We start from the raw sequence: 1,524 nt of genomic DNA, 5'->3' as shown, positions 1-1,524 counted from the left end.
GGCACCCGGGGAGCCCCGGCGGACGGGGCGGCGGCCGACCCGGCGCGCGATGTCGCGCTGGCCGCCGGAGTCCTGCTCGCCTTCGACCGGGAGAGCGGCATGGTCTTCGACTTCGCCCTCACCGGCAGCGCGGTCTACGCGATCTACGAGCGCTTGCCCGTCGCCGGACGAGGACACCGGGCGTTCTCCTGCGCGGTCCCCCTGGCGGCGGTGCGCCCGGGCCGCTTCCACCGCTGTGCGCTGACGCTGGACCGCTCGGCCGCCACCGTCTCCTGGACGCTGGACGGCACCGAGGTCCTCACCGTGGCGAACATCGGACAGCAGGACTTCCACGACTCGTGCCTGATGTGGGACGTCCCCGGCCGGGAGGAACTGGTGACTCCCCGTCAACTCGCCTTCGGATTCTCCCTGTTCGCCGCCGCACCGGCGGGCCAGGGCATCCGCCTCGACGCCCGCGACCTGCGCGTCACCACCGAACCCGTCTGATCCGACCCCCGATCCGCTCAGTCAAGGGAGCTACCCGGCATGTCCACACAACGCGTCGCCCTGGTGACCGGCTCCTCCTCCGGCATCGGCGAGGCCGTCGCCCGACGCCTGGCCGCCGAGAACATCCGCGTGGTGATCAACTCGGCCCGCTCGGTGGAGGAGGGCGAGAAGCTCGCCGCGACACTGCCCGACGCCCACTACATACAGGCCGACATCAGCGACGAGACACAGGCCCGGCGCCTGGTCGCCGAGACCGTCGCCCACTACGGACGGCTCGACATCCTGGTCAACAACGCCGGCATCACCCGCTTCATCCCGCACGCCGACCTGGAGGGCGCCACCCCCGAGATCTGGCGCGAGATCCTCGGACTCAACGTGATCGGTACCTGGCAGACCACCGTGGCCGCGGTGCCGCACCTGAAGGCCGCGGGCGACGCCGTCGTCGTCAACGTCTCCTCGGTCGCGGGCAGCCGCCCCGCCGGCAGCTCCATCCCGTACGCCATCAGCAAGGCGGCGATCGAGCACCTCACCCGGCTCCTGGCCAACGTGCTCGGCCCCGAGGTGCGGGTCAACGCGGTGGCACCCGGACTCATCGAAACCCCGTGGACCAAGGACTTCACCGAGATCGCCGAGCACGTACGCCGCTCCGCCCCGCTGCGCCGGGTCGGCGCGCCCGAGGACGTCGCCGACGCGGTGTACGGCCTGGTCTCCTCCGCCTACACGACCGGCGCCGTGCTGAGCGTGGACGGCGGCGCCCACCTCCTGTGACCCGGCCGAGCGGCCGAGTGGAAGGACCACGACCCATGCGCCTCGGCGCCCATCTCGGCTATCAGGGCGCGGGCCGGCTGGCCCGCGCCGCGGAGGATCTCGGGTACGCCGTCGCCCTGGCCCCCGAAGGCCTGCGCTCCGACGCGCCGAGCGTCCTCGGCCTGATGGCGGGCCGCACCCGCCGTATCCTCCTGGGCTCGGCCGTCATGCAGATGCCCGCCCGGCCCCCGGGTCTGACCGCGCTGACGGCGGCCACAGATCGGAAGAGCG

At 72.9% G+C, this 1,524-nt stretch carries 3 protein-coding genes; all 3 read left to right on the top strand.

All coding sequences use genetic code 11. From position 1 onward, the window contains the following. On the top strand, positions 1–486 hold a 486-nt coding region (locus tag R6V09_RS52880), incomplete at its 5' end, for a DUF6081 family protein (RefSeq protein WP_317888518.1). 39 nt (positions 487–525) lie between these two features. Next, positions 526–1,254 carry an SDR family NAD(P)-dependent oxidoreductase gene (locus R6V09_RS52875; protein ID WP_317888517.1) on the top strand — a complete coding sequence of 243 codons (729 nt, stop codon included), beginning with the start codon at positions 526–528 and terminating at the stop codon, positions 1,252–1,254. A 35-nt stretch (positions 1,255–1,289) separates the two neighbouring features. Continuing rightward, a partial coding sequence (locus R6V09_RS52870) for an LLM class flavin-dependent oxidoreductase (RefSeq protein WP_317888516.1) occupies positions 1,290–1,524 on the top strand: 235 nt, incomplete at its 3' end.

The organism is Streptomyces sp. W16 (assembly GCF_033194735.1).
Taxonomy (GTDB): domain Bacteria; phylum Actinomycetota; class Actinomycetes; order Streptomycetales; family Streptomycetaceae; genus Streptomyces.
The sequence above is the reverse complement of the archived record's forward strand: the minus strand, read 5'-3'. Positions and strand labels throughout refer to the sequence as shown.